This window comes from Halomonas sp. BC04, from assembly GCF_000568385.1.
Genome location: NZ_AZQX01000064.1, coordinates 18,895 through 31,444 on the forward strand (window position 1 = coordinate 18,895; position 12,550 = coordinate 31,444).

General features: G+C 61.1%; 12 protein-coding genes and 2 pseudogenes. 2 read left to right on the top strand and 12 right to left on the bottom strand.

What is annotated here, in order from left to right:
- Window positions 1-15: 15 nt before the first annotated feature.
- The 6 genes and pseudogenes from Q427_RS04775 to Q427_RS04800 all read right to left on the bottom strand — a co-directional run bounded on the left by Q427_RS04775 (window position 16) and on the right by Q427_RS04800 (window position 4,283).
- A complete protein-coding gene (locus Q427_RS04775; protein WP_043511503.1) occupies window positions 16-411 on the bottom strand; it encodes a hypothetical protein in 396 nt (131 codons plus the stop codon).
- A gap of 110 nt (window positions 412-521) precedes the next feature.
- Window positions 522-1,196: a hypothetical protein gene (locus tag Q427_RS04780; protein WP_231613418.1), complete on the bottom strand. Its 675-nt coding sequence runs from the start codon at window positions 1,194-1,196 to the stop codon at window positions 522-524.
- A gap of 254 nt (window positions 1,197-1,450) precedes the next feature.
- Window positions 1,451-1,648, bottom strand: a complete 198-nt coding sequence (locus Q427_RS04785) for a hypothetical protein (RefSeq protein ID WP_043511505.1) — start codon at window positions 1,646-1,648, stop codon at window positions 1,451-1,453.
- A 4-nt stretch (window positions 1,649-1,652) separates the two neighbouring features.
- Window positions 1,653-2,003 carry a hypothetical protein gene (locus Q427_RS04790; protein ID WP_043511508.1) on the bottom strand — a complete coding sequence of 117 codons (351 nt, stop codon included), beginning with the start codon at window positions 2,001-2,003 and terminating at the stop codon, window positions 1,653-1,655.
- A 109-nt stretch (window positions 2,004-2,112) separates the two neighbouring features.
- Window positions 2,113-3,255 (bottom strand): FliC/FljB family flagellin, encoded by a 1,143-nt coding sequence (locus Q427_RS04795; protein WP_043511511.1) that lies wholly within the window; start codon window positions 3,253-3,255, stop codon window positions 2,113-2,115.
- Window positions 3,256-3,456: 201 nt separating this feature from the next.
- Window positions 3,457-4,283: pseudogene (locus Q427_RS04800) on the bottom strand (flagellin N-terminal helical domain-containing protein).
- 320 nt (window positions 4,284-4,603) lie between these two features.
- Between Q427_RS04800 and Q427_RS04805 the strand changes: the two are divergent.
- Both Q427_RS04805 and Q427_RS35120 read left to right on the top strand, forming a co-directional pair.
- Window positions 4,604-4,876, top strand: coding sequence for a type II toxin-antitoxin system Phd/YefM family antitoxin (locus Q427_RS04805; RefSeq protein ID WP_043511514.1), 273 nt, complete (start codon window positions 4,604-4,606; stop codon window positions 4,874-4,876).
- On the top strand, window positions 4,857-5,210 hold the full coding sequence (locus tag Q427_RS35120; RefSeq protein WP_269321197.1) for a Txe/YoeB family addiction module toxin: 354 nt from the start codon (window positions 4,857-4,859) through the stop codon (window positions 5,208-5,210). Before Q427_RS04805 ends, Q427_RS35120 begins: the two co-directional genes overlap by 20 nt.
- A 337-nt stretch (window positions 5,211-5,547) precedes the next feature.
- On the opposite strand, the gene fliD (Q427_RS36010) is transcribed toward Q427_RS35120, so the two are convergent.
- The 6 genes and pseudogenes from fliD (Q427_RS36010) to Q427_RS04835 form a co-directional block, all read right to left on the bottom strand.
- A complete protein-coding gene (gene fliD / locus Q427_RS36010) occupies window positions 5,548-5,943 on the bottom strand; it encodes a flagellar filament capping protein FliD (protein ID WP_331280544.1) in 396 nt (131 codons plus the stop codon).
- Window positions 5,944-6,035: 92 nt separating this feature from the next.
- Window positions 6,036-6,947, bottom strand: a pseudogene (fliD, locus tag Q427_RS04815) (flagellar filament capping protein FliD); the annotation flags it as partial.
- 90 nt (window positions 6,948-7,037) lie between these two features.
- Window positions 7,038-8,861 carry a methyl-accepting chemotaxis protein gene (locus Q427_RS04820; RefSeq protein WP_043511516.1) on the bottom strand — a complete coding sequence of 608 codons (1,824 nt, stop codon included), beginning with the start codon at window positions 8,859-8,861 and terminating at the stop codon, window positions 7,038-7,040.
- A gap of 148 nt (window positions 8,862-9,009) precedes the next feature.
- Window positions 9,010-10,296: a putative bifunctional diguanylate cyclase/phosphodiesterase gene (locus Q427_RS04825; RefSeq protein WP_051496135.1), complete on the bottom strand. Its 1,287-nt coding sequence runs from the start codon at window positions 10,294-10,296 to the stop codon at window positions 9,010-9,012.
- A gap of 55 nt (window positions 10,297-10,351) precedes the next feature.
- Window positions 10,352-11,659, bottom strand: a complete 1,308-nt coding sequence (locus Q427_RS04830; RefSeq protein WP_051496136.1) for a sensor domain-containing diguanylate cyclase — start codon at window positions 11,657-11,659, stop codon at window positions 10,352-10,354.
- A gap of 178 nt (window positions 11,660-11,837) precedes the next feature.
- Window positions 11,838-12,392, bottom strand: a complete 555-nt coding sequence (locus tag Q427_RS04835; protein WP_051496137.1) for an OmpA/MotB family protein — start codon at window positions 12,390-12,392, stop codon at window positions 11,838-11,840.
- Between the last annotated feature and the right edge of the window lie 158 nt (window positions 12,393-12,550).

Genomic DNA, 12,550 nt, shown 5'->3' on the forward strand with positions numbered 1-12,550 from the left:
GGCACATTGTCGCCGCTACCCCTTCGCTAACTCCTGCTGCATGGCCACCAACCGCGTGTGGAGCATTCGCGCCTTGGCGATGGCCTGGGCCTCGGCATCATCCAGAATCAGCAGCGGTCCATCATCTACTGCGGCGCCGCTCTGCTCGGCTTCCTGCATGGCCTGCACGGCTTGTGTATGCCGCCCGAGGAGATGCTTGACGTTCAGGCGAATGGTAAACAGCTCCAGCTCCAGCTCATCCTGCTGCTCACGACGCCGCGCCTTCTCCAGCGGGTCTTCCGTCGCATCGAGGATCGCCAGCAGTGTGCTCTGCATCATCTCCTGGGCCGCCTTCAACTTCGGCAGTATGTCGTACAGCAGTTCCTGCAAGGTAATCTGCTGCGCCTCGCTCACGTTACCTTCGTAATTCATTCCCCTTCCCCTGCTGCCGATATATCCCACCGACCCGGTTCACCCAAGGCCGATAACAAAACAATACGCCCGGGCAACAGCCCGGGCGCGACACTGCATGCGCGGCGCCATCAGAAGGTGTAGGAGATCCCCACTACGGCGACCGGATAGAACGGCAACTTGTCGGCCTCATCCTTCAGGCGCTGCTCCTCGCGGCGCAGATCGCGGCGGAACTGGTCGTGCTCCCCCTCGTAGTTCTCCGAGGTGCCCAGCGAGACATCGATACTCGTTGCCATTACCCCCAACTCGGAAAACAGCCCGAAGCCCTGGCGGTGGGACGAGCGCCAGCCCAGGCCCAAATACGGTTGTACCCCGTCGGCGATGGTGAGCTTGCCATGTAGACTGCCGATATCACTGGCCTGATAGGTTGCGCCGTTGAACTCGAAGGTATCGTTGCGCTTGGAGCGCCCGCTCACATTGGCTTCCATGTCCGGCAGCATGGCGCCAGCGGTGAGGTAGAAGCGACCGGCGAAGGGGTAGTAATCGAACTTGATGGCACCTGCCGAGATATCCAGATCGCCATCGTAGTCCACGTCGTCGGTGTCGAAGTCGCCATCCCAGCTCAGACCACCGGCATACTGGGCCGTGACGCCCAAACGCTCATGAAAACGCCATGACACCTCGGCCCCCGCCCCGGTAGTACCCGCCAGCACCCCGACACTGACGCGATCATCGAATGCCTGAAGGCTGCCGGTGGCGGAAGAAAACAGTACAGCCGCCACACCGGCGGTTATCATCTTGTGCATCGTAAGGTCCCTTGCGTATTTATCAATGCGGGTATCGATTCCCACATGGATTATCGGCGGCGACGCGATATTCTTTAGGTAAAACTTTTGAAAAATCAGCAGGCTGTCAGGCGGATGGCATTGCTCGGTCCAGCGGAGGAGTGACTTTTCCCCGCTAACCGCCGAAGGCATGGAGGCTTCCTGCCGGGGGGGGGGTGACAGCGCATAGATGAGGGATACCAGGGGATCGTTCAGTTGCGTGAGTTCGAGTGGCTTCAGGATTTAGCCAGCATCGCCAGCGTATGCTCCCGCTGCTGCTTCACGGAGTCATCCAGAATGCTCAGCAGCTTCTCGTAATCCTCCGTCATCTGCTCATCCATGCCGGTGGCCTCGAAGCGTTCGATGGTCCGCTGGGTATCTTCTATGACCGCCTGAAGCTCATCGATGACACGCTGGTAGTCACTCTCGTTCATGGTGTCACCTCGTCTGAAACTCATAGGCACGGCGATAGAGTCGTCTGGCACTCTCGATAGCAACGGATTCCGATTGATCAAGCTCCAGTAACGGGCTAGTGAATTGCTCCCGCCCTTCGGCTGGCGCTTTCAACTGGTCACCATAGCGCTTGAGAAGGTGATCGAGGTTCATCGTCATCATCATCATCATCTCCAGCTGAAACTCTTGCTGCAGCTGGGTCAACCTGTCCCGTTCGACTTCTTCTTCACACTGCTGAATACACAGGCTCAGCGAATTTTCGATCAGGTGCCGAGTTGCCTTGAGCTTGGGCAGCAAGTCACGCGTCAATTCACGGGCGTCGATCCGTTCATGCATTTTGAACCACTATCGTTATCAGCCTCGGAATGAAAAAACCGGCCCCACGAATGGAGCCGGTTCGATGGCATTGCCAAGGGGAAGGAAACCCTTCCCCCAATGCTCAGCCTTAGCCCAGCAGAGACAGCACGTTCTGCGGAATCTGGTTGGCCTGTGCCAGTACGGAAGTACCAGCCTGCTGCAGAATCTGCGCGCGGGTCATGTTGGCCACTTCCACCGCATAGTCGGCATCTTCGATGCGCGAACGGGCGGATGCAAGGTTGGTCTCATTAGTGCTAAGGTTGTTAATAGCATCTTCGAAGCGGTTCTGCACTGCACCCAGCTCGGAACGCTGCTCGTCAATCAGCTTCAGTGCATCATCGAGGGTTTTCAGCGGATTCGCTGTGGAAGAAAGGCCAGCCTCAACATCAGCTTGATAGTCTGCAGCAAGTTGATCGAGATCAGCCTGAGCGATGCCAGCATCAACTGTAAAGGTGCCATCACCCGTATCAAACGCGATTTCAGTCCCGTCAATTTTATAAAGGTTACCGTTCTCATCTTGGAGAGCATAGTTGGCATAGGTGCCAGCAGCCTCGTCGAAATCACCATAGCCTCGCAGAGTGAGTGACTGGCCTTCAAGCAAACCGCCCGTATCAGTCAGAGCATCCAGACCATCGAAATCAATCTTAGTAGTTTCGGTGACAGTACCATCGTCAGAGGTAATGGATGTAATCGCCCCAGACAGAGCACTGACATTGAAACCTGCAAGGTCAAGTGAACCACTATCCATTTTCTTCAGGTTGACACTGATGGTTTCACCATCATTAGCACCAACCTGAATCTGCAGGCTCTGATTGCTATCAAGCACCTTGACGCCGTTGAAATCCGTTTCTTCTGAAATCCGGTCAATTTCAGAAAGACGCTGGTTGATTTCGTCCTGAATGGACTGAAGGTCTTCAGAAGAATTAGTGCCATTCTGAGACTGAACAGTCAGCTCACGGATACGCTGAACGTTATCGTTGATCTGATTCAGAGCGCCTTCGGCAGTCTGAGCAACGGAGATACCGTCGTTGGCGTTACGCTGGGCCTGAGCCAGACCATTGATCTGTGCGGTCATACGGTTGGCGATGGCCTGACCGGCCGCATCATCCTTGGCGCTGTTGATGCGCAGGCCGGAAGAGAGACGCTCCATGGAGGTCTGCAGGGCGTTCTGGGACTTGTTCAGATTGGACTGGCCAATCATGGAAGTGATGTTGGTATTGATCACGGACATGTGATGTTCCTTCCTATCGTTGGGGGCTCCATTGGCGGGCCCGCTGATCTTGGTCGTGCGGTCCTGTCTACCGGACCCGCCGCAACGGCGCCGTTGGCCGTTACCCTGATTAACGGCATCTTTCGGGAGGACTTTAGGGAATCGGTGAAAAAAATTTCATCGGCGATTGACAGGGCCTGCGGCCAGGGGCGCTCCCAGGCCTCAGCGCAGCAGCGCCAGCACGGGTTCCGGCACCCGGTTGGCCTGGGCCAGGATGGCGAAGCCGGCCTGCTGCAGGATCTGCGCCCGCACCAGGTTGGAGACTTCCCGGGCGACGTCGGAGTCCTGGATGCGAGACCGGGCCGCCGAAAGATTGAGCGACGTGCTCTGCAGGTTGGTGATCACATCCTCGAAGCGGTTCTGTACCGCGCCGAGCTGGCTGCGCTGGCGGTCGACCCGACTGAGGCCGCATCGAGGGTGGCCAGCGGGTCTGGCGTGGCCGTGGCGCTGCCGTCGTCGCTGTCGGCGATGCGAAAACCCCCCAGGCCAAGGGCTTGCCGATCCATGGCCTGGAGCGCCAGGCGGATCGTCTGGCCGTCGTTGGCACCCACCTGGATCTGCAGCCCCCGGGTTTCACCCAGCACACGAATGCCATTGAAGGCTGTCTGCTGCGTAATGCGATCGACCTCGTTCAGGCGCTGATCGATCTCGTTCTGTATCGAGACGCGATCGCTGGGGCCCAAGGTGCCTTTTGCCGCCTGGACCGTGAGTTCGCGAATACGTTGCAGGTTGTCATTGACCTGGTTCAGCGCTCCTTCCGCAGTCTGAGCCACAGAGATGCCGTCGTTGGCGTTACGCGCCGCCTGGTTGAGCCCGCTGATCTGTGCCGTCATGCGGTTGGCGATGGCTTGCCCTGCGGGGTCGTCCTTGGCGCTATTGATGCGCAGGCCCGACGACAGCCGTTGCATGGCGCTTTGCATGGCCTGCTGGCTGCCACGCAGGTTGGCCTGAACGATGAGGGAAAGGATGTTGGTGTTGATGACGGACACAGGAAGCCCTCTTCCGGGCGCGATAGGGAAACGCTGTACAAATGCCTGCGCGAGCGAATCGCTGCGTTGCACGGTGCGCGGAATCCTCACATATACCCCATATGCTCCGGCTCCTGTGCTCCGCGCGCCTTGCGCTTCATCCCGCTCGGCGATTTCTACAGCGTTTCCTAGGCTCCGGTGGAGAGTCTATCGGCCTGGGGTGGGAAAGCTTTAGCCCGGTGGTGCTGGCTTATTGGTGCTGGCTGCAAACTGGCTGCGCTTGGCCTTACCACGGTTCTTGGCATATACTGGTACGGCATGTCCGTACACGAAGGTGCGCTATGGATACCATCACAGTCAACAAATTTAGAGACAACCTGAAAAGTGTTGTAGAGCAAGTCATTAGCCGCCATGAGCCGCTGAAGGTGACGCGACGAGCCGGAGAGGCTTTTGTGGTTATGAGCGCCGAGGACTGGGAGCGCGAACAGGAAACCCTCCACGTGCTGCAAAACAAGGATCTCATGCAGCAGATTGCCGCATCTCTCGATACCCATACCCGTGGGAATGGCTACCGACCGACTGACGAGCAAATGGATGAGATCACTGGTATTTGAGGGCAACACCTGGGAAGCGTATGAGGCCATGCATGAAAAGGACAAGCGATTACACAAGGCGTTGTGCAAGTTGCTCAGGGAAATGCTGCGATCGGACGACCCGTCATCAGGCTTGGGGAAGCCTGAGCCACTCAAGCATAACCTCGCCGGTCTCTGGTCAAGGCGGATATCTCAAAAAGACCGCTTGATCTATCGATTCGACGATGCATCCATTTACATTTTCGCTATTGGCGGCCACTACGATCAGCCTGACAAAGAGGGTCTTGTGCACCCTGAATTCAAGTATCAAGCCGCAGCCCAATGGGGCAATGGGTGTCTTCATACTTCTCGATAAGGATTGAGAGCACTTCCAGCTCGTCCGCTTTCGGCGTACCGTCTTCAGCCCCCCATAGTGCTTCCATGCGTGACGCAGGCCTTCCGGCGGTGTTGCCGGTATCGCGACGCCAACCCACTATTCAGCCTCCGCCGGGGCGCCTATCGGCGCCAGTCGCGATGGGAACTCGGGGCGCCGAACCGAGCGCTTCAACAGCGATTCTATTTTCCGACGCCAGGTGTCAGCACCCAGACGCGTCGGAAAATACAGCGCCGGTTAGACGCCACTCAAAACGACAACCGCCCGCTATGGGGCGGCTGAACAATTTATCGTTTGAAGGCATTCAATCGATAGGCGCTCAATTCCGCCCAAGCTGGGCGTCCATCGCGGCAAACTGCTCGGTGAGATAGGAGCTGGTCTGGTTCATGTTGGCGATCATGCTGTCGAGCTGGCCGAACTGGGTGCGGTAGCGCTCGATGGTGGCGTTGATGCTCTGCTCCATGCGCCCATGGCGGTCGACGAGGCTCTCGATGCGGTTTTCGGTACCGCTGATGGAGTTCTCCACCACCCCGTTGCTGCTCATCAGCTGCCCCAGGGTCTCGTTGAGCTGGCCTGCCATACCGGGCGTTTCGCCGTTGCCGGTGAAGAATTCGCCCAGCGCGTCCATGTCCTCGCTGACCACCAGGTTGAGCCGGTCCTCGTCCAGCGCCAGGGTGCCGTCGAGCTGCAGCGAGATACCCACGTCTGCCAGCATGGCAAGTGCGCCCTCCTCGCCGCCGCCTGTCCCACACCACCGGCCAGGTCGGCGCGCAGCCGCGACTCCACGGTGCGCAGGGCACTGTCGCCGAGCAGTTCGCCGGCCTGTCCCGTCTCGCTGTTAAAGGCGCTCAACTCGCCGGTGGTGGCCTTGAAGCTGTTGTATGCCTCGACGAAACCGGTCACCGCTTCCCGCACCGCACGGGTGTCGCGCTCCACGTTGATGGTGCTGCTGCCTTCCTGGGTCAGGCTGAGGGTGACATCCTGTATCGCCCCCTCGACCTGGTTGGAGGCACTGGTGATGTCGATACCATTGACGGTCAACTGGGCATCCTTGCCAATGTTGTCGACGGCTGTCGCGGTGTCACTGAAGCCCACGCCATCGGCCAGGGCAACGTCGCCCCAGTCCATGCCGGTAATGGAGGCTTCCTTACCCGTTTCGGTGGACATCAGGGCCAGGCGGTAGCCTTCGCCATCGTTGACGATCGAGGCGCTGACTCCGGCCTGCTCTGCATTGATGGCGTCACGAATATCCGCGAGCGTGCTATCGGCGGCGATATTGATCGGCAAGTCAGGACCGCTACCGTCACCTGCCGGGTCGAACTGCAGTCGCAACTCACCACCGCCACTCACTACTACGTCATCCAGCGTCTCGATGCCCTCCAGCCGCGCCGTGGCATAGCTGCCGGCGGACGCCAGGGTCTGGACCTCGACGTCGTAGCGCCCCGGGCTGGCGTCCGGGCCGGCGGCGGCCTGCACCGCCTCGCCGCTGACATCCGCCGAGAGGCTCTGGAAGAGGGAAGGGTCATCCAGGGCACTGACCGCTCCTTGGAAACCCGAGAGCGCACCCTGCAGTTCACCATAGGCCGAGAGCTGAACCTGCTGGGACTCTATCTGCTGTTCAATGGGTTCGAGTTTGCCGCGTTCGGCATCATTGAGCTGGTCCAGCAGACCGTTGAGGTCCAGACCGGAGCCGATGCCGAGGGAGGAAATCGATGCCATGGTACCGCCTTCTCTATCCGGTGAATGTACTGCCTTACCTATCAGCTTCGGCGGTTCAAGCGCGAACTTGAGCCGATCAGCGGAATTTTTTCAACTCACGACCAGCGCCCTGTCGCTCAACTTGAAGCCGCCCACCGCTTCAGACAGCCGGTCGGCCTGCTCCTTGAGCTGCTCCGCCGCCACCGTGGACTCTTCGACCAGGGCGGCATTCTGCTGGGTCATGCGGTCCAGCTCGGCCACGGCTACATTCACCTGGCCGATGCCGTCGCTCTGCTCGTTGGCTGCCACGCTGATCTCGCCAAGCATCTTGGCGACCCGCCCGACACCACCCACCAGTTCCTCCATGGTAGTGCCCGCACGGCGAACCAGCTCGGTGCCGGTGGTGACCTTCTCGCCGGAGGCATCGATCAGGCCGCGGATCTCGCGAGACGCTTCAGCACTGCGAGTGGCCAGTTGACGCACCTCGCTTGCCACCACGGCAAAGCCACGGCCATGTTCGCCGGCCCTGGCAGCTTCCACCGAGGCGTTGAGCGCCAGCAGGTTGGTCTGGAAGGCGATACCATCCATGACCTTTACGATGTTACCGATCTTCTCGGAAGAGGCCGTGATCTCCTCCATCGTGGAGACAACCTGAGCCACCACGTCGCCGCCTTTCGTCGCCATGTCCGAGGCAGACTGGGACAGTTCGTTGGCCTGCCGAGAGGAGTCGGCGGTATGCTCGATGGTACTGGTGATCTGCTCGATGGAAGCGGAACTCTCCTGCAGGCTCGACGCCGCGTTTTCCGTACGACGAGACAGATCCTGGCCGCCGGTGGCGATCTCGCCGGCCGCCACGGTGACGGACTCGCTGGCGTCACGGATGGTCAACATCACGCTCTCGATGCGAGAGACGAACTGGTTGAAGGCGGTCGCGATCTGCGCCACCTCATCGCTGCCCCCTTCCGGCAGGCGCTGGGTCAGGTCGCCGCTGCCGCTGGCGATACCGGCCATGGCATCCTTGACCAACTGCAAGCGCCGGAACATGACCTTGAGCAGCGCACCCAGCGCCAGGGCCGCCACCAGGATCACCAGTACCAGCGTCACCACCGATGTTCCCAGGACGGCGCGCAGCCCTGCCGTGGCTTCATACTCATCCAGCGCGATGACCAGTTGCCAGTCGGTACCGGCGACGGCCTGGCTGCGCAGCCATTTGTCACGCCCATTCAGGGCAAGGCGCACCGGCTCCTCCACGCCAATGGCAGACGTGAAAGAGGTAGCATCGAAGGAAGCTGCCAGGCGCGAAGCCGGCTCCAGGGTCATGTCCGAGTCCGGGTGGGCGACCAGGGTGCCATCCGCGGTCACCAGAAAGGCGAAGCTTTCCGGCGTGGGTGCGATATCGCCCACGTTGGCGACGATGGTGTCGATGGCGATATCGCCACCGCCGACTGCCACCAGCCGACCATTGTCATAGAACGGGGTGGCAATGGTGACGATCAGTTCACCGGTGCTGGCATCGACATAGGGTTCCGTGACGATGGTCGACTCGGCCTCCACAGCCTGAAGATACCAGGGGCGCTGGCGGGGGTCGTAGTCGGCCGACGGAATCCAGCCATCGGAGAATATGCCGGCACCATCCGCGGGATAGGCCAGGTAGGCCGAGATGAAGCCCCCCGAGGCGGCGAGCTGCAGCAGCGCATCCATCGGGTCCTCGGTTTGCGCTGCCGGCGCAAGCGCCTCGAGCATGCTGGAACGGGCATCGATCCATTCGCTGATGGCCAGGCCGTTACCCTGAGCCACCGCAGCCAGGTTCCGCGCCACCTGTTGATCGTTGTGCGACTTGACGGTGAAATAGCTGGTCGCGCCGTTCACGATCAGTGCCACGGCGATGACCACCGCCGTAGCGAGAAGTAGTCTGGTTCTCAAGGAGGCAAGCATCGAATGCCCTCACGGGTAGATAATCACAGGGATGCCGGCGTGTGCGGAGTCACACGCCGAAAGACATGAGGGACTATCGGCCGGAAAAGCTGCGACTTAAGTCGTAAAATGAATATTGCGTCAGAATGGACGCAGATGCACATGCCCCTTACTCGACTGCCAGCCCCTGCCAGTCGCTCCGCTCGGGCCACTGCGCCAACCACTCGGGCAGCGCTTCGGACGGCATCGGCCGGGCGATGCCGTACCCCTGGGCCAGCCGACAGCCCCGGGCCAGCAGCTCGCGGGCATGTTCCAGGGTTTCCACCCCTTCGGCCAGCAGCGTACGTCCGAAGCGCCGGGCCATGTAGATGACGCTCTCGACGATGGCCAGGTCACTGGGGTCGCTGAGCATATCGCGGACGAAGCTCTTGTCGACCTTGATCAGGTCCACCGGCAGCTGGCGCAGGTAGGTCAGCGACGAGAAACCCGTACCGAAGTCGTCGATGGCCACCTGTACCCCCATCGCCTGGCAGCGAGAGATGGCGTCCAGCGCCGCCTCGATGTCATGCATGGCGGCAGTTTCGACCACCTCGAGCTTGAGGCGGTCGCTGGTCATCAGGGGGTTGAGCGCCAACAGGCCATCCAGGCGGTCCACAAAGTCCGGACTCAAGAGGTGGGAAGGACTGATGTTGACGCTCACCGGCAGACGAATGCCCAGCTGCTGCCAGCAGCCCAGCTGCGTCAGCGCTTCCCTGAGCACCCATTCACCCAGCGCCATCTCCAGCTGGGTGCCTTCGATCAGCGGCAGGAAGGAATCGGGGGGCTTCAACCCCTCTCTGGGGTGCTGCCAGCGCACCAGGGCCTCGAGCCCGATCACCTGGGCCGTGGCCATGTCAATCTGGGGCTGATAGTGAAGGCAGAGCTCGCCGCGCTCGATCGCGCGGGCGAATCGGCGTCGCTGGGCCAGACGCTGCTGGAATAAGCGATCCTGTCCCGGGTCGAAGCGGTTCAGGGTGTTGCGGCCATTCTGCTTGGCACGGTACATCGCCTGCCTGGCATGGCGCAGCAGGCCATCCGACTCCGAGTGGTCGTCGGGATAGCTGGAGACTCCCAGGCTTGCCGTAATGGTCACCGCCTCACGGTCGAGCGAGAACGGCTCGGCAATGACCCCCAGCAACCTGTGCAAGACGCTATCATCGGCAGCCCCCTGAATCATCAGCACGAACTCGTCGCCGCCGGCATGAACGATGGCGTCGTGGCGATCCAGGTAGTGATCGAGCCGCTGTGCCAGGGCGGCGATCAACCGGTCGGCCCGCTGATGGCCCAACTGCTCGTTGACCCGCTTGAAGTGGTCGATGTCCAGGGCACAGACGGTGAGCTCCCCATGGCACTGGATCGCCGTGGCGAGCGCTTCCTGCATCAGTTTCGATAGCTGCATGACGTCGGACGCAATCATCGGGCTTCCTCTCCCTCAGCCATGTCGGCAACCGGCACGACGGCCCTCTCGGCTATCATGACCTCGACCCGGTTGCGCCCTCCCTGCTTGGCGCGGTACAGGCACGGTCGGCGCGCATCAGCAGGTCACGGGCCACGTCGCCGGGGTGGTAGGACGTCAGGCCGATGCTGATGGTCACCGAGGCGCCTGGCAATTCGGCACCGGCCACGTCGCTGCGAAGCCGCTCGGCCAACGGCAGGGCGCCTTCCATCGGCGTGCTCGACAACAGCAACGTGAACTCTTCCCCGCCCCAGCGGGCCAGCAGGTCGGTCTTGCGCAAGCGCCGCTGGACGCAGGCCGTCAGGGCCGTGAGTACGGCATCGCCCACATCGTGGCCATGGGTATCGTTTACCGCCTTGAAGTGGTCGATGTCGAACAGCATCAAGGCGAAGTCGCCCCCCTCCTTCTCGGCCAGCCTGACCGCGGTGATCAGGGCACGGTCGAACGTGCGACGATTGGCTGCACCGGTCAGGTGATCGCGGCTGGCCTCACGCGTCAACGTCTGCTCCATCTGCTTGCGCTCGGTGATATTGTGGAACACCGACACATAGTGGCGCACCTTGCCATCGGCATCCTTGACCGCGGTGATCGACTGCCATACCGGATAGATCTCGCCACGCTTGTTGCGATTCCATATTTCGCCCTGCCAGTGCCCTCTCGTCGCCAGCGACTGCCAGAGCCCGGCGTAGAAGCTGGCATCGTGGCGGCCGGACTTGAACATTCGCGGCGTATTGCCCAGAACCTCTTCAGCGGCGTAGCCGGTGATAGCGGTGAAGGCCTGGTTGACCCGCTCGATGCGCATCTCGGCATTGGCGATCAGGGTAGCCTGGCCGGTCTCGAAGGCGGTGGCCAGCAGGCGCAACTCCTCCTCCTGACGTTTACGCTCGGAAATGTCCTCCTTGACGGTAATGAAGCTGATCACCTTGCCATGCTCATCCTTGATCGGCGTGATGACCTCATACTCCCAGTACTCCTCGCCGCACTTGCGTCGGTTGAGCATCTCGCCACGCCATATCTCACCGCCCTGGAGTGTCCGCCAAAGCTCACGGTAGGTCTCGGGCGAGGTCTTGCCCGACTTGATCACTGAAGAGGTCCGGCCGATGAGTTCGTCGCGACTGTAACCGGTGATAGCGACAAATCGCCGGTTGACATACAGCAGGCGCCCGCTGGGATCGGTGATGGCAGTCGCCATGGGGCTATGCTCCACGGCGGTATAGAAATGCTTCAGCGATTGAACCAGCGTACCCGGCGAGTCACTTGCATCGATGTGATCCCAGGCATCCGGCGATGGACCGCCCGCCGGGAACTCATGTTGCTGCGTCATGCATGGCCCTCATCCGGGTATTGGCTCGTGGGGAACGGCTGGCTCCTCCCCTGTAAGCTAATGTTAACTCCCGTCGCCGCGAATGTATAACTTTTGAAGAAGTTAAATTCGATAAAAATGACATGCGTCAAGATTATTACGTCTCTCTCGCAATATCTGCATAGTTTATGTACAACTATTATTGCGCATGAATAATCACCTCGACCCGGCGGTTCTGGGCACGCCCTTCGACGGTATCGTTGGCCGCCAGCGGACGCGTATCGGCCAGGCCCACGGCACGCAGCCGCTGGGCGCTCACGCCGGCCCGCTCCAGGGCATGCACGATGGCGATGGCACGGGCGCTGGAGAGCACCCAGTTGGAGGGAAATTCCGGGGTCTGTATCGAACGGCTGTCGGTGTGCCCTTCCACCGCCACCTCCCCATCGTGGCGCTGGATCACCTCGACCAGACGCTGCACCAGCGCCTGGCCATCCTCGGTCAGTTCGGCCTCGGCGGTGGGAAAGAGCCACTGGTCCTCGACGCGAAGCTTGATCCCTTCGGCAACACGGGAGACCGACACGCCCTCCAGGTCAGGCAGGTAGGGGGCGTCCTCGACGCGCGCCTCGAGCGCCCGCTGCAGCGCCAGCGAACCGGCGATGGCTGTGGACGACACGTCCCGCACGCGCGCCGGAGGCCTGTCGGTGAGCACCAGCATGAAATCGGCCAGCGGAGAAGGCAGGTCACCCTCTTCCATCAGCAGTGGCTGCGGCAGTCCGCGTTCAACGGGGGCGATTCCCGGTACCCTCCGTTCCGCCCGCTGCGAGAGCAGCGCCGACGGGGGTGGGCGGTGCAACGAATGCCGGGGGGGGCATGTCGGTCAGCTGTTGCAGCGCCATGGCCAGCAATGGAGGT

Bases quoted from the DNA above. Each gene is read 5' to 3' on its own strand.
- Q427_RS04775 (WP_043511503.1), bottom strand. From the start codon at position 411: ATGAATTACGAAGGTAACGTGAGCGAGGCGCAGCAGATTACCTTGCAG.
- Q427_RS04785 (WP_043511505.1), bottom strand. From the start codon at position 1,648: ATGAACGAGAGTGACTACCAGCGTGTCATCGATGAGCTTCAGGCGGTC.
- Q427_RS04825 (WP_051496135.1), bottom strand. From the start codon at position 10,296: ATGATTGCGTCCGACGTCATGCAGCTATCGAAACTGATGCAGGAAGCG.
- Q427_RS04820 (WP_043511516.1), bottom strand. From the start codon at position 8,861: ATGCTTGCCTCCTTGAGAACCAGACTACTTCTCGCTACGGCGGTGGTC.
- Q427_RS04805 (WP_043511514.1), top strand. From the start codon at position 4,604: ATGGATACCATCACAGTCAACAAATTTAGAGACAACCTGAAAAGTGTT.
- Q427_RS04835 (WP_051496137.1), bottom strand. From the start codon at position 12,392: ATGGAAGAGGGTGACCTGCCTTCTCCGCTGGCCGATTTCATGCTGGTG.
- Q427_RS04790 (WP_043511508.1), bottom strand. From the start codon at position 2,003: ATGCATGAACGGATCGACGCCCGTGAATTGACGCGTGACTTGCTGCCC.
- Q427_RS04795 (WP_043511511.1), bottom strand. From the start codon at position 3,255: ATGTCCGTGATCAATACCAACATCACTTCCATGATTGGCCAGTCCAAT.
- fliD (WP_331280544.1), bottom strand. From the start codon at position 5,943: ATGCTGGCAGACGTGGGTATCTCGCTGCAGCTCGACGGCACCCTGGCG.
- Q427_RS04830 (WP_051496136.1), bottom strand. From the start codon at position 11,659: ATGACGCAGCAACATGAGTTCCCGGCGGGCGGTCCATCGCCGGATGCC.
- Q427_RS04780 (WP_231613418.1), bottom strand. From the start codon at position 1,196: ATGCACAAGATGATAACCGCCGGTGTGGCGGCTGTACTGTTTTCTTCC.
- Q427_RS35120 (WP_269321197.1), top strand. From the start codon at position 4,857: ATGAGATCACTGGTATTTGAGGGCAACACCTGGGAAGCGTATGAGGCC.